This is a genomic window from Paraburkholderia sp. BL23I1N1, assembly GCF_003610295.1.
Classification (GTDB): Bacteria; Pseudomonadota; Gammaproteobacteria; order Burkholderiales; family Burkholderiaceae; genus Paraburkholderia.
In genome coordinates this window covers 1,856,205-1,881,834 of sequence record NZ_RAPV01000001.1, presented here as the reverse complement: position 1 = coordinate 1,881,834, position 25,630 = coordinate 1,856,205, and the positions used below count along the sequence as shown (strand labels likewise).

The window sequence follows — 25,630 nt, the reverse complement described above, 5'->3', positions numbered from 1 at the left end:
CATTTTCCGTTTTTTTATTTCAAGGAGTTGTCATGTCAACCCAGGCATCCACCACGGCGGGCGGCACAGGCCACGTCAAAATGACACGCAGTCTGATCGCGTTGTTCGCGTTCTGTTGCGGCGCTATCGTTGCGAATCTGTACTACGCGCAACCAATCACCGAACTGATCGCACCGGACATTCACATGTCCGGCAACACAGCCAGCATGATCGTGTCGCTCACGCAGATCGGCTACGCATTCGGCCTGTTCTTTCTGGTGCCGCTCGGCGACCTGCTCGAGAACCGCAAGCTGATGATCATCACCGCGCTGGTCTCGATCGTGAGCCTCGGCGCCGCGGCTTTCGCTCATCAACCCGGCTGGTTCCTCGCGATCTCGCTGCTGGTGGGATTCAGCTCCGTGGCCGTGCAGATTCTGATCCCGCTCGCCGCGCATCTCGCGCCGGACGAGTCGCGCGGCAAGGTGGTCGGCACCATCATGAGCGGCCTGCTGCTCGGCATTCTGCTGGCGCGTCCGATCTCGAGCATGGTGGCCGGGCACTTCGGCTGGCGCGCCGTGTTCGGTTCTGCAGCGGTGCTGATGGCGATCGTCACCACCGTGCTGGCGCTGACTATTCCGCCGCGCCAACCGGAACACAAGGCCACCTACTTCGAACTGATCGGCTCGCTGGGTCATCTGGTCCGCACCATGCCGGTTCTGCGTCACCGCTCGTTCTATCAGGGGCTGATGTTCGCTTCGTTCAGTCTGTTCTGGACCGCGATCCCGGTCGAGTTGACGCGGCATTTCGGACTCTCGCAAACCGCCATCGCCATCTTCGCGCTGGTGGGTGCGATCGGCGCAACTTCTGCGCCGGTGGCCGGACATCTGGCCGATAAGGGTCACACAGTACGCGCGACGCTGATTGCACTCGTGGTGGGTGCCGTCGCTTACATGCCGGCGTTGATCCATCCGGCGTGGGGCGTGTTCGGGCTGGTCGTGACCGGCATCGTGCTTGATTTCGCTGTGCAGATGAATATGGTGCTCGGCCAACGCGAAATCTATGCGTTGCATGCGGCAAGCAGAAATCGCCTGAACGCGCTGTATATGACCAGCATCTTCGTGGGCGGTGCATTCGGTTCGGCGCTCGCGAGCCCGCTCTATGAACACGGTGGCTGGCCGCTCGTCGCCGGTGCTGCCACGGCCTTCCCGCTCATCGCGCTCGCGCACTATCTCGCGATCGGCCGTCCGCACGCTGCCCGCATCGCCTGATTGGCTCTTCGCTTCTGAACCCGGACGGCTCGCCCGAGTCCGTCCGCGTCGGGTTAACAAGTTTTCAGTGTGGCTTCAGGAAATTCCCTGACATCGGCGATACGCTGATCAACATCGTCGTTCCAGCTGAGCGACGTTCAATCGTTTGATTCAGAATTTCTCCAACAGGTGCATGAATGACTCGCAAGTCTAGATTGCTGGCGATGGGCGGCGCGGTCATCGTGGCCGCGCTGATCGTCGTCGCATTGCTGATGTGGAAGCCCGCCATCGCACCGATCAGTCCGCCGCCGGCGTCGTCGTTCGACGCGCAGACCCGGCTCGCCGGCGCGCGCGTCGTGGCGCTAGGCGACTGTATCGTGTGTCACACCGCGAAGGGCGGCAAACGGTTCGCCGGGGGCCTGCCGCTCGCCACCCCGTTCGGCACCATCTACGCGACCAACCTCACGCCCGATGTCGACACCGGCATCGGCAGCTGGTCGCTCGAAGCCTTCACGCGAGCGGTGCGCCACGGCGTCTCGCGCGATGGTCACCTGCTCTATCCCGCGTTTCCCTATATTCACTTCACGCGCATGTCGGATGGCGATATTTCGGCTGCCTACGCCTATCTGATGACGCGCGAGCCGGTGAACGCGACCGCCCCCGCCAACGCCCTGATCTTTCCGTTGAACTTCCGGCCTTTGCTGGCCTTCTGGAACATCCTGTTCCTGCACGCCGGCGAGGAGACAGCGGATGCCTCAAAAGATGCGGAGTGGAATCGCGGCAAGCTGCTGGTGGACAGCCTCGGTCACTGCGCCTCGTGTCATTCGCCGCTCAATGCGATCGGCGGTGAAAAGATGGGCCATGCATTCGACGGCGGCATCGTCGACGGCTGGGAAGCGCCCCCGCTGAACGCACTCGGCGCGGCGCCGAAGCCGTGGACCCAGGAACAGCTCGTGACCTATCTGCGCAGCGGCCGCGCCAGCGAACACGGCGCGGCGGCCGGCCCGATGCTGCCCGTCACGCGCGACCTCGCTACAGTGCCGGAAGAGGACGTACGGGCGATTGCCACTTACATTCTGTCGATTCAGAAGGCGCAACCGGCCGTCGTGAATGCCGCTGCCGAGGGCGCGGCGCATGCCGCTCAAACGAATCAAGCGGATCAAGCCGACGCATCGCCTGCTGCGCAACGCGGTGCGATCCTGTTCGGCGCATCGTGCGCGCAGTGCCACGGCCCCGCCGCGCCAATGCAATCGATCGGCGAGCGCCCCACGCTCGCGTTCAGCACCGCCGTCAACGCAACCACACCACGCAACGCCGCCCAGATGATTCTCAGCGGCAACGGCTGGCACGGCGAAGACAGCATGAACTACATGCCGTCCTTCAGCGAAATCTACAGTGACCAGCAGATCGCCGACCTGGTGTCCTATATCCGCGCAACGTATTCGCAGCGCGGCGAGTGGAAGGACGTCGAGGAAACGGTGGCCCAGGTCAGAAAGGAGAATAACGCGCGATGATCAACCTTACCGTCAATGGCGTGCAGCACGCGCTCGATATCGATCCGTCGACGCCGCTGCTTTACGCACTGCGCAACGACCTGCACCTGCACGGCGCGAAGTTCGGCTGCGGTCTTGGACAATGCGGCGCGTGCACGGTGATCGTGGGCGACCAGGCCGCCTTTTCCTGCCTGATGCCCGTGTCGTCGATCGGCAATCGCCCCGTGCGCACGATCGAAAGTCTCGGCACTGCCGAGCATCCCGGTGCGCTGCAAAAGTCGTTTATCGAGCATCAGGCCGCGCAGTGCGGTTATTGCATCGCCGGCATGATCATGCGCGCCCAGGCGCTGCTCGACCATAATCCGCGGCCGACCGAAAGCGAACTGCGCGATCACATGGAGCCGAATCTTTGCCGTTGCGGCACCCACATGCGCATCCTTGCCGCGATCCGCGAAGTCGCGCACCTGCCCGCGCCCGACGCTGCGCCCACCTCGCCTCACGGCGTGGCGACCCACGGAGGCATGTCATGAGCGTCAAGGAAGACGATTTCAGCGAGGGACGCCGCCGCTTCATGGTGTCCGGCGCGCTGGTGGTGAGCTTCAGCCTGTTCCCCGGCATCAAGGCAATGGCCCAGGAGGTGATCGCCGACGAAGGCGCCGCCGTGCACGTCGCCAAAGCGACCGAGACGCTCGCGGGCAGCCTGAAGACCAATCCGTTTCTCGATGCGTGGATCAAGATCGATCCCGCGGGCAAGGTGACCGTCTACACCGGCAAGGTGGAATTAGGCACCGGCGTGCGCACTGCCCTGCTGCAGATCGCCGCCGAAGAGCTGAACATGGCGCCTTCGCTGATCACGTTCCTGACCGCCGATACGGGCGCCTCGCCGGACGAAGGACTCACTGCGGGCAGCCACACCATCGTCGACAGCGGCAGTGCCTTGCTGAACGCGTCCGCCCAGGTGCGCGGCCTGCTCGTCGAGGCGGCGGCCAAACATTTCGGTGTCGAGAGCAGCGTGCTGAAAGTTCAGGACGCGGTCATCAAGACGCCCGACGGCCGCACGATGACTTATGGCCAGGCCGTTGGCGCGGTCGATCTGCATCGTATGGCCACGCCGGCCTCGCCGTTGAAGGACCCCGCCACGTTCGTGACCATCGGCACGTCGTTGCCGCGCCTCGACATTCCAGGCAAGGTGACAGGCGGCGCGAGCTATGTGCAGGACATGTCGATGCCGGGCATGCTGCATGCCCGGGTCGTGCTGCCGCCGGTCTATGCCGCGAAGCTGCTGAAGACCAATACGCCCGACATTCTGAAGATGCCGGGCGTGGTCAAGGTGATCAGGGACGGCAGCATGCTGGCGGTGGTCGCCAAAGGCGAATGGCAAGCGGTGCAGGCGCAGCGCGCGCTGGCCGCGGGAAGTCAGTGGAGCGCCGGACGCACATTGCCCGACCCGGCTGCAGTACACCGCGATCTGAAGACGATTTCCACGCAACACATCGAGATCGCGAATACGCACAATGCGGCCGGCGCGCCCGTCAAGACGCTGAGTGCGAAGTACACCAAGCACTACATGCTGCATGGTTCGATCGGCCCGTCCTGCTCGGTCGCGCAGTTCAAGGACGGCACCATGACGGTCTGGACGCACTCGCAAGGCGTCTATCCGCTGCGCGATGCGCTCGCGGAAATGCTGTCGCTGCCGAAAGAGAATGTGCGCTGCGTTCATGTCGAAGGATCGGGCTGCTATGGGCACAACGGCGCGGACGACGTAGCATCGCACGCCGCCCTGATCGCCCGCGAGATGGCGGGCCAACCGGTTCGTGTGCAATGGATGCGCGAACAGGAACATACCTGGGACCACTTCACACCCGCGATGGTCACCGAAGTGAGCGCATCGCTGGACGCGAGCGGCAGCATCGTCAACTGGGACTACGCGCTGTGGAGCAGCTCGCACAACGAGCGGATCGTCAACGCGGGCCGGCTCCTTCCCGCACAAATGCTGGAGAAACCGTTCGTGCCGGCGCCGTCGGTGCCGATGATGCAACCCGAAGGCGGCGGCGACCGCAACGCGATTCCGCTGTACGCGTTCCCCAACATGCATGTGATGAACAACTTCTCGCCGACCATGCCGTTGCAAACATCGGCAATGCGCTCGCTCGGCGCGCATATGAACGTCTTCACGATCGAGACGTTCATGGACGAGTTGGCCGCCGCAGCCGGCGCCGACCCCGTCGCGTTCCGGCTCAAGCATATGCAGGATCCGCGCGCCCGTGACGTGATCCGGCTCGCGGCCGAGAAATTCGGCTGGCCGCGCGCGCCGCGCAAGGCCAATCACGGCGTCGGCTTTGCGTTTGGCAAGTACAAGAACCTGATGGCGTATGTGGCGATGGCCGTGGAGATATCCGTGGTGCCCGAGACGGGCCAGGTGATTCTCGAACACGCCGAAGTCGCGGTTGACGCGGGGCAGATCGTCACCCCCGACGGCATCCGCAACCAGATCGAGGGCGGTGTGATTCAATCCACCAGTTGGACGCTCTATGAACAATTGCAGTTCGACACATCGCGCATTCGCAGCTTCGACTGGAGCAGCTATCCGATCCTGCGGTATTCCGCCGTGCCGCGCAGTTTGAACGTGCATCTGATCAACCGGCCGGGTGCGCCCTTTCTCGGCGCCGCGGAAGCATCGATGGGTCCGACCGCCGGCGCACTCGGCAACGCGTTGTTCGATGCAACCGGAAAGCGCCTGCGCGACATGCCCCTGGGGGGCGATAGCCTGCGCCGGCTGATTGACGCATAAAGAATCCGCACGACGCCGCCTGCAACGGATGAATCTGCCTCGCGGACATAAGCACATGAGGTTTCTACAAGGAGCAAGCCAGTGATCATCGATCTATCGGGCAAGACCGCCATTGTTAGCGCATCCACGGGGGGCATCGGCCTCTCGATCGCCGCGGGGATCGCGGCGGCGGGCGCGGATACCCTTGTCAACGGACGCAAACAGGAGGCCGTGGACCGGGCCATCGACGCCATTCTCAAGTCTGTTCCCGCCGCCAAACTACGCGGTTTTGCCGGCGACCTCAGCACGATCGAGGGTTGCGACGCGCTAGCGAAAATCGTGCCGCAAACGGACATCCTCGTGAACAACCTGGGCGTGTACGGTCCCGGCGACGTGTTCACCACCACCGACGACGACTGGGAGCGCTATTTCCAGGTCAATGTGATGTCCGGCGTCAGGCTGACGCGCAACTACCTCAAGGGCATGACGGAACGCAAATGGGGGCGCGTCGTGTTCATTTCGTCCGAATCGGGACTGAACATTCCCCCCGATATGCTCGCGTATGGCTTCTCGAAGACCGCGCAACTGAGCATCGCGCGCGGCATCGCCAAGCAGGTGGCCGGCACGGGCGTCACGGTGAACGCCGTGCTGCCGGGGCCCACCTTGTCGGACGGCTTCCGTGCGATGGTGGAAGAAACAGCGAAGGCGCAAGGCAAAACGGTCGAACAGGTCGGCATCGAGTTCGTGCGCACGCACCGCCGCAGTTCGATCATTCAGCGGCCGGCAAGCACTGAGGAAATCGCCAACATGGTGGTGTATGTGTGCTCGCAGCAGGCTTCGGCGACCACCGGCGCGGCGCTGCGGGTGGACGGCGGCGTGGTGGATACGATTGCGTGAGCGGTGGATATTCGCGTGAGCGGCGGACGCGTGCGTCCGCCGGTTTTCGTCATGGCCGATAGCCGGGTTGACAGAAGCCGCTAGTAGAACCCTCTCTCCCCTTCCGGCCGCGTTTTGAAGCGCTTGTGCACCCAGTAGTACTGCTCTGGAATCTGCGGAATTTCTGCTTCGAGCCACTCGTTCATCCGGCGCGCGTCGGCATAGTCATCGCCGCTCGGATAGTTGTCCCATGGCTTGAACACCTTTAAGCGATACCCTCTGTAGCCCGGCAGCACCTCGCCGATAAACGGCACCACGCGCGCATGACCGGCACTGGCAAGACGGCCGGTCGCCGTGAGTGTGCATGCCGGCACGCCAAAAAACGGCACGAACGTCGAGTTACGCGTGCCGTAATCCATGTCCGCGCCGAGCATCACCGGCTTGCGATCGCGCAGCCAGCGCAACACGATTCGCGCGCTGTCGGCACGGCTTGCCATATGAGAGCCGAAGCGCCCGCGCTGCTCAATGGCCACCTTATCCAGCAGCGGATTCGAGATCGGCTGATAGAGCGCGCCGCATTGCCGCTGCAACGCGTGATTGATAAAAATCGAGCCTGCCTCGATGCCGACAAAATGCGCGCCCAACAATAGCGTCGGCGGCATATCGGGATCGAGCAGATCGATTTCGCTGTCGACCTGCACCAGCTTTTCGAGCTTTGCCGCCGACCCGAACCATTGAACGCTCCGTTCAACGTAGCTGCGGATGACATGACGAAAATGCAGCCCCGCAACTTCATTGCGACGGGCTGCGTCCCAGTGCGGAAAGCACAGGCGCAAATTGGTGTGGACCACCCGCTTGCGCCCGCTCGGAATCTGGTACAGAAGCCAACCGAGGCCGTCCCCAAAGCGGGCCACAAGACCGTATGGGAGGATCGCCAGAAGTTTCAGGAACCCGATAGCGAGCTGGGTGCTCAATCGCGTTAGCATTAAATCGTTCCTTCGCCGAAATAAAATGACCAACCTGCCGCAGATTCCATCTCGCATCCCGCGGCGGCGCGAGGCCGGGTTTGACAGCCCAGACCAGACCGGGCATCGTTTGACTCCATCCTGGTCTCGCGAGAATAAATTCGCGCTATCTTTTCCTGAAGACTTCTGAAGGATGGACGCGGGCCGCCACCGGCCCCCACTCAGTGCGACAATCGGAGCTATTGGATCGCGGACGACTCAGGGCCAGGGCCGTCGCGATCGGGCTACTACCGCAGGAATAATAAATGAAGCTTTCATTTGAAGTATTGGAAGCACTCGACGCAATCGATCGCACCGGTACGTTCGCGGAGGCGGCCGAACTTCTGCATCGTGTGCCTTCGTCACTGAGCTATCTGGTGCAGAAGCTGGAGAGCGATCTCGAGGTCACCCTGTTCGACCGGAGCGGCCGGCGGGCGAAATTCACACACGCCGGGCGCGTGGTGGTCGAGGAAGGCAGACGTCTGCTGCAAGGCGCCGAAGAGCTCGAGCTCAAGGCAAAACGCGTGCAACACGGTTGGGAAGCGGATCTGCGCATCTGCATCGACGAGATCCTGCCGTTCGACGCGATCTGGCCATACGTCCATGCGTTTTACGACGCGAACATGGAGACGCGCCTGCGCCTGTCGCGCGAAGTGCTGGGCGGCACGTGGGACGCCCTGGTCACGCGGCGGGCCGACCTCGTGGTGGGCGCCGCGGGCGATCCGCCCAACGTACCCCATCTCGTCACCCGGCCGATCGGATCAATGCGGCATGTTTTCGTGGTAGCGCCCAATCATCCGCTCGCGGCGCTTCCCGAACCGCTGACGCTGGAAACGGTTGCGCGCTATCGCGGCGCCGTTATCGGCGATACCTCGCGCGAATTGATGCCGCGCACCGTCGGCGCCGCCGCTACGCAGAACTGTCTGACGCTGCCCACGCTCGCCGGCAAACTCGCCGCGCAACTCGAAGGACTCGCTGCCGGCACCATTCCCGAGTGCCTCGCGGCAGCGCCAATCGCGCGCGGCGAACTTGTCGCCAAGCAGGTCTTCGGCATGCGCGAAGTGACGCACTTTTATATGGCCTGGCGCGAAGACGAAACCGGCCAGGCGATGCGCTGGTGGATCGATCGGCTCGACTCGCCCGACCTCGTCGAGCGTTTCGTCAGCCATCTATACGCGTGACAGCGGCTGCTGCGTGTCAGGCGCCGATACAGGCGAGCCAGACGTCCCTCTCACCCACGGCGGCGATTCTTGCCTCCAGTTCGCTCAGCAAGGCGCGGCCGTTCTGAACATCGGGGTCGGCCGGGTACCTGCTCAAGCGAGCCAAGGCGCGCGACAACAACCTGCGCGCCTCGCCCAGACGATCCTGCTCGATCCAGAGCCGCGTGAGACTACTCGCGGCGCGCAGCGCGAGAACAGACGCGCTCTGCCGGCGTGCCGAATCCAGCGCGCTCGTGAACCACGCCGCGGCATCCGCGTCCCTGTGCAAGGCGCGCATCACATCGCCCTTTGCACGGCATAGCTCGGCGTAATACCAGCGCTCCCCCGTGTCCTCGCAATGCTGCAAGGCTTCGTCGATCACGGTCAACGCCTCGGTGTACTGTTCCGCACGCATCAGCGCGCGTGCGAACTGACAGAGCAGCATGGTCAGTTGCGCCAGAAAGTCGATGTGACGAAGTTCGTCCAGCGCGTTGCGAAATTGCGCCAGGCTGGGCGGCTCTTCGCCGGAGAGCGAATACAGATACTCGTCATAGCATGCACAGCACGTGTGCCAGATGGACAGCGATACGCGCGACGAGGTGCTCTTCAGCATCTCGAGCCCGCGTTCTGCCGCCGCGCGATCGCCCGTGAGCAATGCAAGCGGCACAAAAACGTCGCCGAGCACATAGCAGGTCACGAGTTCGAAATCGTGCTGAAGGGCAGCCTCCAGCGCCTCGCCCGCAAGCCGCATTGCCCCTGCCGTGTCCCCCAGCGCCCACGTCACGCGCGCGAACAGCGCCCGCGCGACGATCGCCTGGTCGAACCTGAAGCCGATCGTGTTCCACCGATGATCCGCGGGCACCCACGCGCTCAACATCTCTTCGAGGTTCCGGCGAGCCATGCGCTGCTCGCCGGCGTAATGCAGCGCAACGCCTTCCATGCGTCGGCCGATCAGGCTGTGCGTCGGGTCGGTGAACTGGCCGGCCAACGCTTCGAAGCGCCGCGCCACGACCAGCGCCTGACGCGCCTCGCCGGCCGCCTGATACGAGTGCCGTAGTCCGCACAACGCGCGCGTTTCAAATCCGGCGTGACCTGCGGCAACGGCAAGCGCCAACACCTCGGACCATGCTTCCATCGTCTGCGGAGTCGGACCCTGGGTATAGACCAGCGCAGCCGCCCAGCTCGTGGTCAGCCTCAAGCGCGCTTCGGGCGGAAAGCTCGACGTGTTTGCATCACGAGCGGCATCAAGCGCGACGCGCGCGCGGCTACGGCATTCGTCGACCAGTGCAAGATCGAACAGATACGGGACGACGATCGAGGCAAGCTCGATGCCGACCCCATGATCGCCCGTGGCCGAAAAAGCCCAGTCGAGCGCGGCGCGTACGTTGCCGATTTCACGTGTGAAATCCGCCAGATCGTCTTGCAGCGACGTCACCATCAGTTCGTGCCGCACGCGCTTGAAGCGTTCGCAGAACGACTTTGCGTGGGCAAGCGCGGCGGCGCCACGCTCGCCGTTGTCGTCGAGTCGCTGCAGCACATAGGCACGCGTGGTTTCCAGCAGACGATACCGCGGCGAAGCGCTGCCGTCGGCGCGGATCACCAGCGACTTCGACACGAGGCCACTCAGCGCATTCAGCACTTCCGTTTGTGTCAGGCCGAGTTGCGCGCCGACGTAGTTGGCCGAATCGAACGTGAATGCATCGACGAACATGCCGAGCCAGCGCAAGATGGCGCGTTCGCTGTTGTCGAGCAGGCGGTAGCTCCAGTCGAGTGTCGCCTTCAAGGTCTGATGGCGCGGCAACGCCGTCCTGTACCCTCCCGACAGTATCCGCAAGCGGTCGTCGAGCCGCGCCGCCAGCACATCAAGGCCGAGGATGGCGGCACGCGCCGCCGCCAGTTCGATGGCGAGCGGAATGCCGTCCAGATGCCGGCAGACCTCCCCGGTCAGAAAGACGCTGCGTTCGTCGGACGAAAATTGCGGATCGGCAGCGCGGGCGCGGGCGAGAAACAATTGGACCGCACTCATTTGCAAGACGTCATCGCCTGGATTTTCGGGGCTGGGCACCTCGAGCGACAGAACCGGATAGACGATTTCGTCACGCACCCGCAGCGCTTCGCGACTCGTGGCCAGCACCCGCATGGTCTCGCCGGCTGCCGCCAGCGCCTCCGCCATCGAGGCGGCCGCGTCGATCACGTGCTCGCAATTGTCCAGCACGATCAACAGGCGCTTGCCCTTTATCTCATGCGCGATCTGCGCAAGCGAAAGGCCGGTCGAAGAGATCTTCATGCCGAGCGCCATCGCAAGGGCATCCAGCGCAAAGCGCGGTTCCGACACTGGCGCTAGCGACACGAACGCCACACCGTCGGTAAGGCGCGGCAGCATCTGTCTTGCCGCTTCGATAGCGAGGCGCGTCTTGCCGATGCCGCCCGAGCCGACGAGCGTCACGATCTGCGCGGCTTCGATGTTGGCCAGCACGTCCGCGACGGCGCATTGCCGCCCCACCAGCGGCGATGCATAGAGAGGAAGATTGTGCGTATTGGAATTGGACAGGAGCGCGGTGAAGACGCCCTCTTTCGCATCGGCGATCCCGGCGGGCGCCGCCGACTTCACGGCCATTCGATAGCCGCGGCCCGGCACCGTCACAATGCGGCCGCGATCCGCGCCCAGCGCCTTGCGTATCGCCGCAATGTGCACCTGCAGGTTGTTTTCCTCGACGATCGTGTTGGGCCAGACGTGCCGCATGATCTCCTCCTTGGAGACCAGCGCGCCTTCGGCGGCGATCAGCAATTCAAGGACGTCAAAGGCGCGGCTGCCAAGACGGACCGATTCGCCATGCGAGCGTATTTCTCGATGCTCGATCGAAATTTGGAGTTGGCCAATTTGAATCATCGCAAGCTCACGAATCCATGAGAGTGAATCGATTGAGCGACGGCCTTACTTAGGTCACGATCATCTGTTCTTCGGGTTGTCAGGTCAGGACGGACGCGTGGGCAACCGGAACCCGAAAAGCTTCCTGAGGACAGGCTTATCCGGATCGTCAGATCGGGAAAATACTACGTCAGTTCGAGCCGCTCAACGGTGCAAAATTTTGATGATCAAATCGAATTTTTTGAAGCTTCGATCATACAGGACGATGCACGGCCTGTTGCGGGTCGCCCGCTAGTCTTTCCACTGCGAGCCCAGAATCAGCCCACAAAAGTTCACGCGGCAGTATTCGGGATCGATCCGCTCGAGCACGTCCGCGCCGACCGTGCCGAATGTCGATGCCGGGCGATGCACGATGCCGCGCCCGATCGCTTCGATGATCCGTTCCTTGAACCCGCTGTCCCGCGGATAAGCCTGCAGTATGTCGTCGCGCTGCGCTCGCGTGTACGCATTCAGGTTCTCCGCGAGCAAGTCCGTGCGCACCGCCTCGGAAAGCACCCGTGCCAGCAGCGAGCCATGTGCCGGAATACCGGGCGTCATGTGCAACGCGATCGCATGCCAGACGTCGCTCTGCTCAGCGGCAGGCGCGCCATGGCGCTGCAGAAACGTACGCGCGGCGTTGGCGCTGTCCACTTCATAGCGCAGTTGCGAATGTACGTATACCGAACTGAGACCGACACTTGCGAACATCGCGGCGACATACAGCGTGTCCGGATCGCATACGAGCCGCTCGCGTTCGAGCGTCAACGACGCGAACAGGAACACGCGCGCCGCATGCCCGGCCAGGACATCCGGCAGGCACGCGTGCACGGCGTCCGCAGCCGCCACGGCAATCGGACTTCGCGGAATTGGAACGCCGGCAACGATGTCCGGGGAGTTTGCAAGGCTTGGTGTCATGCAGCGAGTGAGGTGGAGTGCGTTCTTGCAGCGACTCACGTGCGCCGGCTCGCCGGCGTTCGCAAAAACCATGCAATACAGTAGCGTCCGGCACCGCCGATCACGATCGTGCCGAACAGGATCAGCAGCATCCACGCGAACTGCGCCTGATCGAGCGTCCACTCGGGATGCACCAGCGTAAGCGCCATCAGGGTGATCACAATAATCGGCAACGCGGCGAGCCGTGTCGCAATGCCCACAATCATCAGCACGGGGCACAGCACCTCGGCAAAGATCGCGAAGCAGAGCGTGAACGTCTTGCCGACGTGCAGCGGGTCTTCGATCGCCGCCAGTTGACTTGAGTAATGCATGGCCTTCGGCAGACCGTGCACGATCAGCACCAGCACGCTGGCCGCGAGACGCAGGAAGAGCAGCGCGGCGTCGGCCGTGCATGACGGTATCGGTGCGGACGCCAGTTCGGACGCCAGTTCGGATTCGAGGCGGTTCATCGAGGCTGCCCTACCGCTCACAACGCGAAGCAACTGCGACCGCGCGCGCTCCGCCATGTTGTCGAGTCGCTCGGCGGCACGTCGCTATGCCGGACGCAAGTAATTCGGATGCCATGAAACGCTCCATGTGCGCGGGATGCGATGAACTGGCACGGTTGCGCGAGGCCGCCGTGCTGCATTCCGGTTGAGATGAACAAGCCAGCCGGCACAGGCATCGCCCGGGCGATACCGGCGGTTGACCTGCGCTTGAGACGCGCGTGTTCCACGATGTAACGTGCCCGGCTTGAAACCGGCGCGGCATCACGGCCTGAGCAGCAGATTAGGATGAGGACGCACTAAAAGTCCTGACGACGACCTTAATTGTTCTTAAACGCAGTCGCGCACACCGCGCAAGCATTGGGCGGTGGCAGGCAAGCGGACGGCAGGCCGAGGATGGGCACTGCCGCAAACAGACGGGGCATATAGCGATGCTGCCGGCGCAGAACGCCGGCAGCATCAATCTTCACAGCCTGACTTGACCTTATCTGGCTTCGCCCCGCCCCAACTTACGACTCGAGGAAGGCCAGAAGATCGGCATTGACGCGATCCGCTTCCGTCGTGCACATGCCGTGAGGTGCGCCCGGGTAAACCTTGAGCGTGGCGTTCTTGATGATTTGCGCCGACTTACGCCCGGAGTCATCCAACGGCACGATCTGATCGTCATCGCCATGCAGGATCAGCGTCGGTACATCGATCTTCTTGAGATCCGGCGTGTAGTCGACCTCGGAGAATTGCTTGATGCACTCGTATTGACCGAGCACCGAGCCCATCATCCCTTCGCGCCAGAATTCGTCGATCACACCTTGCTGGACTTTTGCATTGGGCCGGTTATAGCCGTAGAACGGCACCGCGAGGTCCTTGAAAAACTGCGACCGGTTGTTCGCGGTGTTGGTGCGAATACCGTCGAAGACCGACATGGGCAGCCCCGTCGGATTGGCCTCGGTCTTCACCATGATCGGCGGCACTGCGCCGATCAGGACCATCCTGGCAACTCGTTTCGTTCCATGACGGCCGACGTAGTGGGAGATTTCCCCGCCCCCCGTGGAGTGGCCGACGAGCGTGGCGCCCTTGAGATCGAGTGCGTCGATGACGGCAGCAAGATCGTCCGCGTAGGTGTCCATGTCGTTACCGTGCGCGGTTTGGCTCGAACGGCCGTGTCCCCGGCGATCGTGAGCGATCACGCGATAGCCCTTCTGCACCAGAAACAGCATTTGCGCGTCCCACGCATCGGCGTCGAGCGGCCAGCCATGCGAGAACACGACTGGGCGGCCCGAGCCCCAATCCTTGTAGTAAATCTGTGCGCCGTCCCTGGTCGTTACGAAGTTCATGGATCGTGCTCCTGTATGTGCAAGATGATTGCCGGTTTTGTTGCCCGATGCAGTGCTTGCGGCGTTGGAAACAGCAGGAATCACCGCTGCCGCAACCGCGCCAGCTCCTGCCATCAACATGCTGCGACGCGACGCGGAAGGTGTTTCGTTTTCGGTTTTAGAGGTCATTTTGGCTTCCTTATCGTTGACGACGACATGAGTGAATTTTTTCGCGTACACGATGCGGCGCACCGGCCCCGGACCGACGCGGCATCGCGACTGATCAGCACGTTAGTGGGATCAAGCGATAAAAGTCCTGACAGCGGTCTTAAACGTTCTTAAACGTCACGCCGTATATCGGATGCTCAAGGGAGTTCGAAGAGAAGACGTGCGGCGCGGCTCAACGTAGCGCGAAGCTAACGTGAAGCTATCTTGAGGCGTGGGACGACCCGATGGCAGAAAGCGTCGAACTGCGAATCACAAACCGCGCAGCCTACGTTTCGATGCAAGGTGAAGGCCGCGAGCGCGGCGGAGTCGAGTCAGAAAATGAGAACGCGAGAAAACAGGAAAGCGAAAAAACAAAAAAGCCGTTCCGAATTTTGCATTCTGGAACGGCTCTTTAGCTACAGCTGAAGCTACTGAATTCTTTGGGGTGGCTGATGGGGCTCGAACCCACGACAACAGGAATCACAATCCTGGACTCTACCAACTGAGCTACAGCCACCACTGACATCTGTTTGACTTGCTAAGCAACTCATTGCTGAGAAACTTGGATCGCCAATGAAGAAACGAGATTATACGAACAAGAATTCCGTTTGCCTAGTCCTTTATTCAAAAATTTCGACGGGCTCACGCAGATGCTGTCTTGCCTCGTTGAAGATGCTCAGATCGCGCGCCGCGAGACGCTTGCTATCGGACAACACACGGCGCCATCCACGCGCACCGGCTTCACCTCGGTAGAGGCCGAGCGCATGACGCGTGATCGCACCAAGGTACGTGCCGCACGCCATTTCAGCCGCGCAATAGTCGATCAGCTTCGCCTCGACCTGCTCGCGCGTGAGCGGCGCATCCGTGGAGCCGTAGAAGCGTGCATCGACGTCGGCCAGCACATAGGGGTTGTGATAGGCCTCGCGCCCGAGCATCACGCCGTCGATGTGCTGGAGATGCGTCTCCACTTCATGGAGCGTCTTGATGCCGCCATTAATGATGATCTCCAGATGCGGAAAGTCGCGCTTCAACTGATAGGCGTATTCGTATTTGAGCGGCGGAATCTCGCGGTTCTCTTTCGGGCTCAGGCCCTTGAGAATCGCGTTGCGCGCGTGCACGACGAACACATTGCAACCGGCGTCCGCGACCGTGCCGACGAAGTCGCGCACGAAGGCATATTCTTCCACCGCGTCGACGCCGATCCGGTGCTTGACCGTCACCGGGATTGACACGGCGTCGCGCATTGCCTTCACGCAATCGGCGACGAGTTGCGGCTCATTCATCAGGCAAGCGCCGAACGCACCCCGCTGCACGCGCTCCGACGGGCAGCCGCAGTTCAGATTGATCTCGTCATAGCCCCACTGCTCGCCCAGCCTGGCCGAACGCGCGAGGTCGTCGGGCTCACTGCCGCCGAGTTGCAAGGCAACCGGTGCTTCTTCGGGCGTAAACGCCAGATGGCGCGGCACATCGCCGTGCAGCAACGCGCCGGTGGTGACCATTTCGGTGTAGAGCCACGTATGCCGCGATATCACGCGATGCAACGAACGACAGTGGCGATCGGTCCAGTCCATCATGGGGGCGACGCTCACGCGGCGCGGACTGGGAGTTTGAGCTGAAGACATGGGGCGGCCGGACGGCTTGAATCAAACCGCAATTTTACCGCAAGTGGCCAACTACCCTTGAAACGCCGCTGACAAGCCGGAATTTCCCCCCAAACACCACCGATAACCCGCTCTTCCAACCGGGTTTTTCAATGCCGAAAATGCTTGGTCGACGGGGTCAGACCACCGTGAACGCCGGTCGCATAACCCTCTGACCGATTATTTCAGTGGCAAGAACAGTAATTTCAGATTATCGGTACAAAGTTTCGATAGTAGGGGTATACACTGCCTTCCATCGACGTTGCAGATACCACCCATCGGCCCCTGCGACGCCTTCCTGAAATGAAATCGAAACGTTACCGGAGTCATACCATGAAGACCAAGCTCATCGCCGCCCTGTTGGTTGCTGTTTCTGCCTCGATCGCTGCCCCCGCATTCGCTAGCGGCTACGGCCCGGCACCGTTCTATCGTCCGTCGGTCGGCGCACCGGCTTCGCAACAAGGCCAGAGCGCGCAAACCGTCGCGGCTGAACGCGCTAACGCCGAATCGAACGCATACGGCGGCGTGAACAACGTGTCGTCGCAATCGGGTACGCGTGCACCGGCTTCCTCGGGCCCACAATCGGTTTTCTTCGGCCACTAATCTGTCGCCGCTGAAGGCTGCCGTCCACAAGACGGCAGCCGAACTGGGCGCCGCGCTTGCAGCGATGCAGGCCGGCGCCCAGTCCTGTTTACGGTCCGATTTACGGCCCGGTTTACACGGCGGCCGTGCCCGCAGCAGTCAGTCAAAAGACTCCGTCTGCATAGCGAAATGCGGAATGCGCCTGCCGGCTCACGTGGTTTCGACTATGCGGCGAGGCCGGCATCGATCGTTTCGCGCGCCGCCCTGAAGCCCGCCTGGGCCGCGGCATGCTCGGTGGACCAAAGAGTGTCGATATGCACGAGCCGCCAGTCGACCACCACAGCGTCGCCGCGCAACACCCGGAAATGCGCCTTGACGCCGGTCAGCACCTGTTCGACCGCGACTTCGATGTCGTAGTCCTGATAGCGCTCCTGGTAGTCGCCCATGTCGAGGCCCTTCGGCTCCATGATCGCCTCCGTGGTGTCTTCCGTGTGCCTGGTGGAACTGCGGCCGCACTTGCCCGCCGGGCCGTTATCGCGGCTCGGAGTACGCGGTTGCCAGCCCTCACCTGACGATCAGTCGCAATCGCCAGAAAGATACTGCCGCCCGCTGCAGGTGATTTCGACTTCGTTGCCGCTCGCTTCGGCCGCCAGCCCGCTCGCCAGCAATTCCGCCGTAACGGATTGCGCAAACTTCGGCATGGGCTGTCCGACGCCGACATCGTTCAGGCGCCGCAAAGCTTCAACCGCTTCAGGACTTAATGACTTCGACATGGCCGTCTCCGTCGTGACGCTGAATTTATCGTAGCAAGTTTTGCGGCCACTCGCAGGGGCGGGTCGAAGTACGGGGGCTGCGTAACTCGCGAATTTCCCGCGCAACGCCAGGTCTATCCCACAAGCGGGACGGCAGCAGATGCGGCAAGCGGCATCGGAAAGGAGGTCGAGATGGAGCGAAGCAGAATGGCAACGCTGACAGCGTGCGTCGCGTTCGCGGCGTTCAGCGCGAGCGGCACGGTGGCGTTCGCACAAACGTCAAAGCCGGCACTAAAGGCACAGGGGGTACAGATGGCACCGCAAAATGGCGGCGCATCGATGGTCAAGCCGCCCGAGGCATCCCCGGGCTCGGGCGGTTCGAGCAATCCGGACAATATGCCGATCAAGCGTCCGCGCCAACCGACCAACGACAAGATGATGCACGAGCCGCCCGCCAGCGCGGCCAACGCAAAATAGCGTCGGCACGCGTGGCGGTGCGAACGGTACACCAAGGCCTACAAACGCGCGATCGACACCTCCGTCGACTTCACCAGCGCGATCACCTCCGAGCCGACCTGCAAGTCGAGTTCGTCGACCGAGCGCGTGGTGATCACCGAGGTGACGATGCCAAACGGCGTGTCCACATCGACCTCGGACACCACCGGCCCGCGGATGATTTCCTTGACCTTGCCTTTGAACTGATTGCGTACGTTGATTGCGGAAATGCTCATGTCGAGTGACTCCAGAAAAGCGATAGAAAACAGTCAGTCAAGGGGTATCAGACGGCCCAGCGAACGTCTGTCGGCCGCGTGAGGCGGCCCTCGTTACGTGCGTCATCAGCGCGATGGGACAGCGCATCGTCGTTCGGCGCCGTCTTCAGTACGCGTTGCAACACAAGTTCTTCCAGCGCGGCAAAACCGGCCGACGCACGCGCCCGCGGACGAGCAAGCGGCACCGGCTGATCGAGCGCGATGCGACCCTCTTCGATCAGCAGAATCCGGTCGCCTAGCGCGACGGCTTCATGCACGTCGTGCGTCACCAGCAGCGCGGTAAATTGATGTTCGCGCCACAAGCGCTCGATCAGCGCGTGCATTTCGATGCGCGTCAACGCGTCGAGCGCGCCGAGCGGTTCGTCCAGCAGCAGCAATTGCGGCCGATGCACCAGCGCACGCGCGAGCGCCACCCGCTGACGCTGACCGCCCGAAAGCTGCGCGGGCCAATCGTTGGCGCGCTCCAGCAGACCGACTTCGTCGAGCACGGCGCGCGCATCGTCACGGGCGCTGCGGCCGAGGCCGACCATCACGTTTTGCAGCACGCTCTTCCAGGGCAGGAGCCGCGCGTCCTGAAACATGATGCGGGTGTCGAGCGGCCGGCCGTCTTCGGCACGCTTTTCGAGCACGCCCGACGTGGTCTTTTCCAGACCCGCGACCAGACGCAGCAAGGTCGATTTCCCGCAACCGCTGCGGCCGACAATGGCCACGAAGCTGCCGCGCTCGATCGACAGATCAAAATCGGCCAGCACCTGGCGCTCGCCATACTGCTTGCCGACGCCGCGCAGCTCGACCGAATAATCGGCGGACCGGCTTGCGTCGTTGCGCGCCGATGCCCCCGCCGCCAGGGGCACGACGCCCACGCGATGCTGATCGCGCGCCGGGTCCGCGCGGTCGAAGCCGGCAGCCTCGTCCGCGTCGTGATCGACGGTGCGCGGTTGCGCCAGTTCGGCTTCGAGATCGCTGCCCGCGATACCGCCGAACGATGCCGACAAGGTCGTTGCGCTCATGTTTTCGCTCCTCGTTGATAGGCCGGATGCCAGCGCAGCGACACGCGCTCGAGACTCTTGGCCAGCACGTCGGCGAGTTTGCCGAGCGCCGCGTACAGCAGGATGCCCACTACCACCACATCGGTTTGCAGGAATTCGCGTGCATTCATCGTCATGTAGCCGATGCCCGACTGCGCGGAGATGGTTTCAGCGACGATCAGCGTGACCCACATCAGCCCGAACGCGAAACGCACGCCGACCAGAATCGACGGCAACGCGCCCGGCAGAATCACATGGCGGTACAGTGCGAAACCCTTCACGCCGTAACTCCGCGCCATTTCGATCAGATTGGCGTCGACCGAGCGGATGCCGTGAAACGTGTTCACGTAGATCGGAAAGAACACGCCGAGCGCGACGAGAAATACCTTTGCCTCTTCCTCGATACCGAACCACAGGATCACGAGCGGGATCATCGCCAGCGCGGGAATGTTGCGGACCATCTGCACCGTCGAATCGAGCGCGATTTCGGCGGGTTTGAAGAGACCCGTTGCGAGGCCGAGCACGAGTCCGATGCCGCCGCCGATCGCAAAGCCGGACACCGCGCGCCACGTGCTGACCTTCACATCCGCCCACATTTCGCCGGACTGGATCAGCGACCACGCGGCCTTCACGACCGCGAGCGGTTCGGGCAGCACGCGCGTGGAGAGAATGCCGCTCCGCGCCGCGAATTCCCACGCCAGCAGAATCGCCAGCGGCGCGAGCCACGGCGCGAGATGCCCACCGATGCGGCGCAATACGTCGAGACCTGCGCCCCGCGGCGCGGCAGGTGCCGCGCCCGCGCTTGTGCCTGCGTTTGTGCGCGGGTTTGTGCCCAGGTTTGTACTTCGTCCCGCACTCACACTAGATTGAGCCATGATGATGTCCTCATTGCTTAACCGTTAGGCGTCGTAGCCGAACCAAGCGAAAGCGCTCAGCTCGAACTCGCCGCTTTCGGCAGATAGTTGTTGCCCACGATCTCGCCGAACGGTCCCGACAGCGGACCGCCCGAACTCTTGATTTGACGGCCCGGCAGCAACGGAAACACCAGTTCGGCGAAGCGATACGACTCTTCGAGATGCGGATAGCCGGACAGAATGAACGTGTCGATGCCGAGCGCCGCATACTGGTTCATCAGCGCCGCCACCTGCTCGGGATTGCCGACCAGCGCCGTGCCCGCACCGCCACGCACGAGCCCCACGCCCGCCCACAGATGCGGATAGACCTCGAGTTCCGCGCGGCCGCCGCGCTTGCCGCCGTGCAATGCGGCCATGCGGCGCTGTCCTTCGGAATCCATCTTCGAAAACGATGCCTGCGCACGGGATATGGTGTCGTCGTCGAGCTTGCTGATCAGCTTGTCCGCGGCGGCCCATGCTTCTTCTTCGGTCTCGCGCACGATCACGTGAAAGCGAATGCCGAACTTGATCTTGCGGCCACGCGCTTCGGCACGGGCGCGAATGTCGGCGATCTTCTTCGCGACGGCCGCGGGCGGCTCGCCCCACGTCAGATACGTATCGATGTGATCGGCCGCGATGTCGTGCGCAGCCACCGACGAACCGCCGAACCATAGCGGCGGATGCGGGTTCTGCACCGGCGGATACAGCGCCTTGCCGCCCTTCGAGGTCAAATGCTTGCCGTTGAAATCGATTGCGTCGTTGGTGTGCGCGGCGCTGAGCAGCTTGCGCCAGATATGCAGGAATTCGTCGGTGATTTCATAGCGCGTGTCGTGATCGACGAACACGCCGTCGCCTTCCAGTTCGGCCGAATCGCCACCCGTTACGACGTTGATCAGCAGACGTCCATTCGACAACCGGTCGAAGGTCGCCGCCATGCGCGCCGCCAGACCCGGTGACGAAATACCCGGACGGATCGCCACCAGAAACTTCAGACGTTTGGTCGCGGCAATCAGGCTCGATGCGACGACCCATGCGTCTTCGCACGAGCGGCCGGTCGGCAGCAGCACGCCCTCGTAGCCGAGCGTATCGGCGGCGACGGCGATCTGCTGGAAGTAGTCGTAATCGGCTGTGCGTGCGCCTTGGGACGTGCCGAGATAGCGGCTGTCGCCGTGAGTCGGAATGAACCAGAACACATTCATATGCTGCTCCTGCTTTTTCGAAACTGGATTGAATTGAGACGTGTGTGACGACGGTGCGTTGGGTGAAAGCGCACACGCTGGTCGCGCGCCGCTGGTCGCGCGCCGCTGGTCGCGCACCGCTAGGCGCGCGCATCCATCCGGCACGAGAGCCGGACATGCAAGCGCAAAAAAGACGGAAAAACTGCAGTGAGGCGCGGATTAGTTTCGACAGCGCATCCGCAGGCGCGCGTGCGCCATGCAGCGGTTGAAGATCGGTATCAGGCAGGACATCGCGACAGCTTCCCTCGACCAAACGTGCGCGTGATGCGCTCGATTAAACAGGCGACGGCGGCAAACACCGTCTGCATGGAGAAGCAGTTTATGGATCGGGGCCCGGCTTTTGAACGATTTTATTTAGCTTAGGTTTTCCACTTTCGTGATTAGCCCGACGTTCAAGCATACGGATGTTGCGCCTGACCGACGCTGAAAACGGGATACCCGGCGCGATCAAATCTGAAGTGCAACACCTTCCCCGTGTAAGGTGCGCACATGCAAAAAAGAAGAACGTATCAACAGCTTCAGCCTGAAGAGCGCATGACCATTGCAAGCATGAAGCAGCAGGGTTCGAGTGTTCGGGCCATGGCCCGAACACTCGGGCGCCCGGCATCAACTGTGAGCCGCGAGCTGACCAGAAACACCTGTTCTGCCGTGGGCGATGCGTCTTCGCCGGCGCACACGCTCAGCACGAGCCAACGCGAGGCTGCGCGCCCATGTCCCAAGCTGCACCCGCAAAGCGTGTCGTGGCGCGTCGTACTCACCCTGCTGGAATGGAAGTGGTCGCCCCAGCAGATCTCAGGTACCCTCAAGCGCATGTGGCCCAACGATCCGACCCAGCACGTCTCGCACGAAACCATCTACACCACCATCTACGCGCAGCCACGCGGCGAGCTGCGCCGCCAGCTGATCGCCTGTCTGCGCCACGGCCACAGCACGCGTATGTCACGCAAGCGGGGCACTGACCGGCGCGGCCAGATCCCCGACATGGTGAGCATCCATGTGCGCCCGCCTGAGGTCGACGACCGGGTGATGCCAGGCCATTGGGAAGGCGACTTCATCAAGGGCGCCGGCAACCAGTCTTCCGTCGGCGTGCTGGTTGAGCGCAGCAGTCGCCTGGTGCTGCTGGCGAAGATGGAAGACGCCACCGCCGCCTCGGCACTGGCGGGCTTCACTGCCAAACTGAATTCGATCGCCGCCCCACTGCGCCAGAGCTTCGCCTACGATCAGGGTAAGGAAATGACCCGGCATCAGGAGCTCAGCGCGGCCACCGGCGTGCACGTGTACTTCTGCGATCCGCACAGTCCATGGCAACGCGGTACCTGCGAGAACACCAACGGGCTGCTGCGGCAGTATCTGCCGAAGGGCACTGACCTCTCCATCTACAGTCAGGACGAACTCGATGCCATCGCCGACAGCCTCAACAGCCGGCCTCGCGCTACCCATGCATTTCATTCCCCATTCGAGGTCTTCGAACGTATGCTCGCAACCGCGTCGATAACCTCAGCTTCCATTCATTAGCCCCCTGTTGCGCTTCACTCTTGAAACCGCCCCCCTATATATAATGGCGCCACATTTCCAATAATCCGGTGCAGGCCGCGCGAACCGCGCCGCCTGAGCTCTCGCGGTGCCATGCATGCAAAAACTCATCCTGCCGTTCGTCGCCGGTTTTCTGGCTTCACTGTTCTTTCATGAATCGACCCTGGCGCTGCTGCACGCAGCCGGGCTGATCGACCCAACCGGTTTTTTCGACTGCGCCGTTTTTGCCGCTCGGGCTGCCCGAGTTCATTGCGAACGCAATCTGGAGCGCGTTCTGGGCGGTGCTGATGGCGTGGCTGTTGCGCGTTGCGCCGGAGCGGCGCGCGCCCTGGGTGCCCGCCTTCGTATTCGGCGGCATTGCGTTGACGGCAGCAAGCGTGTTCGTAGTCGATCCGCTGCGCGGCATCTGGCCGAGCGGCAACATGCTGCCGCGCCTCGCGGTGGGGTTCGCCGCGAACGCGATGTGGGGCTGGGGCGCGCTGGTGTTCATGCGCGCCTTCATGGCAAGCGAAGAAGAGGATTGAGTAGGGATTGAGCGCGGGCTGAGCGTCTTTACGCCGGCTCGCAAGGCGATGCCGATCGGGCAACTGGCATCGCTTCTGCTGCTGTTGTCACCGTTGCCCGCGCTTGCTTAAGCCCGCAGATCACGCAAAGGGTGTTCGTTTGCCGGCCACGGGCTCTCGAACATCGCCGCCACATCGGCGGCATTCACGTCTTCAATGCGCGCGAAACGCCAGCGCGGCGCGTTGTCCTTGTCGATAATGCGCGCGCGAATCCCTTCGATCGTGTCGCCCTGCGCAAAGCTCGTGCGCGTCAGATCGAGATCGCAGCGCAACACATCCGCCATCGAACCCTCGGCACGCGTCACCACTTCCAGCGACACAGCCATCGACAACGGCGAACGTTCGCGCAACACAGCGATCGTCTGCTCGGCCCAATCGGCGGCCTCCCCGCCCTGCTCCTGTTCCTGCTCCAGCGAAGCGAGAATTTGCGTCATGTCAGGCAAGGCGAAATGCCGGTCGATCAACGCACGCGTGCTCGCAAGCAGCGAAGCTTCGGGTGCCGGCACGACCTGATGCGCGGCTGTCTCGCGCTCGACGCACGCCACCACGTCCGTGCCACGTTCGAACAGTTCGGAGCGCAGCGTATCGACTAGCGCGGGCAATGCCGCGTCGTCGATATAGGCGTCGGCGAGACCTGCGTAGAGCGCATCGGCTGCGCCGATCGTTTCGCCGGTGACCGCCAGATAACGGCCCAACGCGCCGGGTGTGCGCGCCAGAAACCAGCTCGCGCCGACGTCGGGAAAGAGACCGATGCGGGTCTCCGGCATCGCCATCTTTGTCGAATGGGTCACCACGCGCAGGCCGCCGGTACGATGCGCACCCTGCGAAATTCCCATGCCGCCGCCCATCACGACGCCGTTCGTCAACGCGATGTACGGCTTCGGGTAGGTAAAAATCGCATGATTGAGGCGGTATTCCTCAGTGAAAAACGCATCGCGCGCGTCGTGTTCGCCGCGCTGCGCCGACTCGTATAGAAAGCGGACATCGCCGCCCGCGCAGAACGCACGCGGATGCGCGCTGCGCACCAGGACGGCAAGCACGCCGGGATCCTCACGCCACTGATCGAGCGCGGCGTGCATTGCGCGGATCATGCCGGTCGACAACGCGTTGAGCGCTTTCGGCCTTTCCAGTTCGATGAACCCGATGCGGTTGGCTACGTAAGTCGCGACTTCGTCGCTGATGGCGGGCGAGGCGGAAATGGACATGGAGAGCTAGGCACGGTGGCGCAAAATGAATTGGAACTGAACGTTATCACGCACTCGCGGCTTTGGGCCTCGTGGCGGGTTTGGTGTCGGATTGGGTGTCGGATTGGGTATCCGCTGCGGCAGGCTTCTTTTTCCGCGAGCGGGACGCGCTCGTGACACCTCGCAGCTGCCCGGCGTCCTGTGTACCCAGCCAGGCATCGAGTGCGACACCCACCACCGTATCCAGCGGCGCGCTCGGAAACACGGGACAGGTGAGGTTCAGCGCGACGATGCCGTGCAGGGTCGCCCAGAACGCCTCCGCCCATACCCCCACCTCCATCGCCGCGGGCAGGCGCCCCGACGCTTTCAACTCCTCGATTGCGGAGATCATGATGGTCAACGCGGCGGCGTCGGGGTCGTCGTCCGATTTCGGCGGCGAGAGGCTGGCTTGTCCGGACGCGGGAGAACCCGCGGCCGCTGTTTCTGCCGCCGTGATTCCGACTGCTTCGACCGACGCTTCCCTATCCGTGAGCGCGGCCAACGGCTTGCTCGCTCCCGCCGCAGACGCAGACGCAGACGCCGCAGCCGCTGCGCCGCCCAGTGCCGCGCCCGTGTAGCTCGGATCTTCCATGAAGATCAGCCGGTAGGTTTCCCGATGCGCGACCCCGAATGCCACATAAGCACGCCCGAGCGCCTTCAAGCGCTCGGTGGGATCGGCGATCTGCGCAAGCGGCACGAACGTCTGCAGCAATTGCGCATAGCCTTCCGCGCACAACGCCTGGGCGATCTCATCGCGGCTTGCGAAGTGAAGGTACAGCGTGGCGGGCGAATACTCGATGGCGTCGGCAATCTTGCGCATTGACAACGCGGCAAAGCCTTCGCGCATCACGATGCGCCGCGCGGCATCGAGGATGCGCTCGCGCAGTGCCTGTTTCTGACGGTTTTTTCGTTCGGCGATTCCCATGCCGCACATTTTCAGGTTGACAAACTGAAAAGTCAAATTAAACTGAACACT

The 25,630-nt window shown here is 62.8% G+C and carries 24 protein-coding genes, 1 tRNA gene and 1 pseudogene; 11 read left to right on the top strand and 15 right to left on the bottom strand.

Annotation, left to right across the window (positions count from 1 at the left end; genetic code table 11):
• Positions 1-32: 32 nt before the first annotated feature.
• The 5 genes from B0G76_RS09055 to B0G76_RS09035 all read left to right on the top strand — a co-directional run bounded on the left by B0G76_RS09055 (position 33) and on the right by B0G76_RS09035 (position 6,386).
• Positions 33-1,247, top strand: a complete 1,215-nt coding sequence (locus tag B0G76_RS09055) for an MFS transporter (RefSeq protein ID WP_120291452.1) — start codon at positions 33-35, stop codon at positions 1,245-1,247.
• A 176-nt stretch (positions 1,248-1,423) separates the two neighbouring features.
• Positions 1,424-2,740, top strand: a complete 1,317-nt coding sequence (locus tag B0G76_RS09050) for a c-type cytochrome (RefSeq protein WP_120291450.1) — start codon at positions 1,424-1,426, stop codon at positions 2,738-2,740.
• Positions 2,737-3,249, top strand: a complete 513-nt coding sequence (locus B0G76_RS09045) for a (2Fe-2S)-binding protein (RefSeq protein WP_120291448.1) — start codon at positions 2,737-2,739, stop codon at positions 3,247-3,249. The genes B0G76_RS09050 and B0G76_RS09045 overlap by 4 nt, the downstream gene beginning before the upstream one ends.
• Entirely contained in the window at positions 3,246-5,510 is a 2,265-nt protein-coding gene (locus tag B0G76_RS09040; RefSeq protein WP_120291446.1) for a molybdopterin cofactor-binding domain-containing protein, read from the top strand. Before B0G76_RS09045 ends, B0G76_RS09040 begins: the two co-directional genes overlap by 4 nt.
• Before the next feature lie 81 nt (positions 5,511-5,591).
• Positions 5,592-6,386, top strand: coding sequence for an SDR family NAD(P)-dependent oxidoreductase (locus tag B0G76_RS09035; protein ID WP_120291444.1), 795 nt, complete (start codon positions 5,592-5,594; stop codon positions 6,384-6,386).
• 80 nt (positions 6,387-6,466) lie between these two features.
• On the opposite strand, the gene B0G76_RS09030 is transcribed toward B0G76_RS09035, so the two are convergent.
• Positions 6,467-7,351 carry a lipid A biosynthesis lauroyl acyltransferase gene (locus B0G76_RS09030; RefSeq protein ID WP_120291442.1) on the bottom strand — a complete coding sequence of 295 codons (885 nt, stop codon included), beginning with the start codon at positions 7,349-7,351 and terminating at the stop codon, positions 6,467-6,469.
• Positions 7,352-7,635: 284 nt separating this feature from the next.
• Between B0G76_RS09030 and B0G76_RS09025 the strand changes: the two genes are divergently transcribed.
• Positions 7,636-8,550, top strand: a complete 915-nt coding sequence (locus B0G76_RS09025; RefSeq protein WP_120291440.1) for a LysR family transcriptional regulator — start codon at positions 7,636-7,638, stop codon at positions 8,548-8,550.
• 16 nt (positions 8,551-8,566) lie between these two features.
• Here B0G76_RS09025 and B0G76_RS09020 read toward each other — a convergent pair whose 3' ends face one another.
• From B0G76_RS09020 to B0G76_RS09005, 4 genes are all read right to left on the bottom strand, one after another.
• Positions 8,567-11,458 (bottom strand): winged helix-turn-helix domain-containing protein, encoded by a 2,892-nt coding sequence (locus B0G76_RS09020; protein ID WP_120291438.1) that lies wholly within the window; start codon positions 11,456-11,458, stop codon positions 8,567-8,569.
• Positions 11,459-11,728: 270 nt separating this feature from the next.
• On the bottom strand, positions 11,729-12,391 hold the full coding sequence (locus B0G76_RS09015) for a phosphohydrolase (RefSeq protein WP_120296261.1): 663 nt from the start codon (positions 12,389-12,391) through the stop codon (positions 11,729-11,731).
• 35 nt (positions 12,392-12,426) lie between these two features.
• Positions 12,427-12,879 (bottom strand): DoxX family protein, encoded by a 453-nt coding sequence (locus B0G76_RS09010; RefSeq protein WP_120291436.1) that lies wholly within the window; start codon positions 12,877-12,879, stop codon positions 12,427-12,429.
• A gap of 545 nt (positions 12,880-13,424) precedes the next feature.
• Complete coding sequence (locus tag B0G76_RS09005; RefSeq protein ID WP_120296260.1) at positions 13,425-14,246, bottom strand: alpha/beta fold hydrolase; 822 nt, start codon at positions 14,244-14,246, stop codon at positions 13,425-13,427.
• Positions 14,247-14,677: 431 nt separating this feature from the next.
• Here B0G76_RS09005 and B0G76_RS42820 point away from each other — a divergent pair, with 431 nt between their 5' ends.
• On the top strand, positions 14,678-14,848 hold the full coding sequence (locus B0G76_RS42820) for a hypothetical protein (RefSeq protein ID WP_183082014.1): 171 nt from the start codon (positions 14,678-14,680) through the stop codon (positions 14,846-14,848).
• 25 nt (positions 14,849-14,873) lie between these two features.
• Here the strand turns inward: B0G76_RS42820 and B0G76_RS09000 are convergent.
• Positions 14,874-14,949 (bottom strand) — tRNA-His (locus B0G76_RS09000).
• A 103-nt stretch (positions 14,950-15,052) separates the two neighbouring features.
• On the bottom strand, positions 15,053-16,054 hold the full coding sequence (gene dusA, locus B0G76_RS08995) for a tRNA dihydrouridine(20/20a) synthase DusA (RefSeq protein ID WP_120291434.1): 1,002 nt from the start codon (positions 16,052-16,054) through the stop codon (positions 15,053-15,055).
• 351 nt (positions 16,055-16,405) lie between these two features.
• Between dusA and B0G76_RS08990 the strand changes: the two genes are divergently transcribed.
• The gene (locus B0G76_RS08990) at positions 16,406-16,675 is read left to right on the top strand and encodes a hypothetical protein (RefSeq protein WP_120291432.1); all 270 of its coding nucleotides are present in this window, start codon (positions 16,406-16,408) and stop codon (positions 16,673-16,675) included.
• 203 nt (positions 16,676-16,878) lie between these two features.
• Here the strand turns inward: B0G76_RS08990 and B0G76_RS08985 are convergent, their stop codons facing one another.
• Both B0G76_RS08985 and B0G76_RS08980 read right to left on the bottom strand, forming a co-directional pair.
• Positions 16,879-17,121, bottom strand: a complete 243-nt coding sequence (locus B0G76_RS08985; RefSeq protein ID WP_120291430.1) for a DUF6566 family protein — start codon at positions 17,119-17,121, stop codon at positions 16,879-16,881.
• 108 nt (positions 17,122-17,229) lie between these two features.
• Entirely contained in the window at positions 17,230-17,427 is a 198-nt protein-coding gene (locus B0G76_RS08980; protein ID WP_120291428.1) for a hypothetical protein, read from the bottom strand.
• A gap of 171 nt (positions 17,428-17,598) precedes the next feature.
• Between B0G76_RS08980 and B0G76_RS08975 the strand changes: the two genes are divergently transcribed.
• Positions 17,599-17,883: a hypothetical protein gene (locus B0G76_RS08975; protein WP_120291426.1), complete on the top strand. Its 285-nt coding sequence runs from the start codon at positions 17,599-17,601 to the stop codon at positions 17,881-17,883.
• Between the two features lie 38 nt (positions 17,884-17,921).
• Here B0G76_RS08975 and B0G76_RS08970 read toward each other — a convergent pair whose 3' ends face one another.
• The 4 genes from B0G76_RS08970 to ssuD are packed head-to-tail and all read right to left on the bottom strand — an operon-like array spanning position 17,922 to position 21,296.
• Positions 17,922-18,137: a molybdopterin-binding protein gene (locus B0G76_RS08970; protein WP_120291424.1), complete on the bottom strand. Its 216-nt coding sequence runs from the start codon at positions 18,135-18,137 to the stop codon at positions 17,922-17,924.
• Between the two features lie 47 nt (positions 18,138-18,184).
• Positions 18,185-19,186: an ATP-binding cassette domain-containing protein gene (locus B0G76_RS08965; RefSeq protein WP_120291422.1), complete on the bottom strand. Its 1,002-nt coding sequence runs from the start codon at positions 19,184-19,186 to the stop codon at positions 18,185-18,187.
• On the bottom strand, positions 19,183-20,079 hold the full coding sequence (gene ssuC, locus B0G76_RS08960; protein ID WP_259460531.1) for an aliphatic sulfonate ABC transporter permease SsuC: 897 nt from the start codon (positions 20,077-20,079) through the stop codon (positions 19,183-19,185). The genes B0G76_RS08965 and ssuC overlap by 4 nt, the downstream gene beginning before the upstream one ends.
• A 56-nt stretch (positions 20,080-20,135) precedes the next feature.
• Positions 20,136-21,296 (bottom strand): FMNH2-dependent alkanesulfonate monooxygenase, encoded by a 1,161-nt coding sequence (gene ssuD / locus B0G76_RS08955; RefSeq protein ID WP_120291419.1) that lies wholly within the window; start codon positions 21,294-21,296, stop codon positions 20,136-20,138.
• A gap of 528 nt (positions 21,297-21,824) precedes the next feature.
• Between ssuD and B0G76_RS08945 the strand changes: the two genes are divergently transcribed.
• Both B0G76_RS08945 and B0G76_RS08940 read left to right on the top strand, forming a co-directional pair.
• Positions 21,825-22,850 (top strand): IS30 family transposase, encoded by a 1,026-nt coding sequence (locus B0G76_RS08945; RefSeq protein WP_120291415.1) that lies wholly within the window; start codon positions 21,825-21,827, stop codon positions 22,848-22,850.
• Positions 22,851-22,965: 115 nt separating this feature from the next.
• Positions 22,966-23,392: pseudogene (locus B0G76_RS08940) on the top strand (hypothetical protein).
• Positions 23,393-23,499: 107 nt separating this feature from the next.
• Here B0G76_RS08940 and B0G76_RS08935 read toward each other — a convergent pair.
• Both B0G76_RS08935 and B0G76_RS08930 read right to left on the bottom strand, forming a co-directional pair.
• Entirely contained in the window at positions 23,500-24,636 is a 1,137-nt protein-coding gene (locus B0G76_RS08935) for an enoyl-CoA hydratase/isomerase family protein (RefSeq protein ID WP_120291413.1), read from the bottom strand.
• A 46-nt stretch (positions 24,637-24,682) separates the two neighbouring features.
• Complete coding sequence (locus tag B0G76_RS08930; RefSeq protein ID WP_120291411.1) at positions 24,683-25,579, bottom strand: TetR/AcrR family transcriptional regulator; 897 nt, start codon at positions 25,577-25,579, stop codon at positions 24,683-24,685.
• Positions 25,580-25,630: the final 51 nt, after the last annotated feature.